This window comes from Streptomyces doebereineriae (assembly GCF_031845645.1).
GTDB lineage: Bacteria > Actinomycetota > Actinomycetes > Streptomycetales > Streptomycetaceae > Streptomyces > Streptomyces canus.
Map to the genome: position 1 here is coordinate 1 of NZ_JAVREZ010000301.1, position 452 is coordinate 452.

Genomic DNA, 452 nt, shown 5'->3' on the forward strand with positions numbered 1-452 from the left:
GAGTCGGCATGATGCGAGTGAAGTCTCTGATCCGAGCCGCCAACCCCCTCCCGGCCCCGAAGACAGAACAGAAGAGTGACGGGCTGTCGGACCGTGCCCGTGCCGAGCTGGCAGCCCTGGTCGAAGCCCCGACACCGCCCGCGGCCCCTCGTCGGCTTCCCCGGCGCGGTCTGCTGGTCGCCGCCGGTGCCTGTACGGCCGCCGCCGTGGTCGTGGGTGTCGCCGCCGCCGTGCTGAGCGGCCAGTACGAGCCGAGCGGGGGCGTCATGGCGGACGAGCCGTTCTACTCCTCCGCGGCCGAACTGGAGGAAGCGGCGGATCTGATCGTCCTGGCGCGGCTCGGAGCCGGTCGGGAGGAGACGGTCGACGGCATCGACAGGACGACCGCCACGGCGGCGGTCGCCGCGACCGCGAAGGGCGCGGACCCGGGCCGTACGGTCGAGGTGTCCTAT

Annotated in this window: 1 pseudogene; it reads left to right on the forward strand. The window is 72.8% G+C overall.

The window, feature by feature from the left end:
- Positions 1–17: 17 nt before the first annotated feature.
- A pseudogene (locus RNB18_RS51980) lies at positions 18–452 on the forward strand (hypothetical protein); the annotation flags it as partial.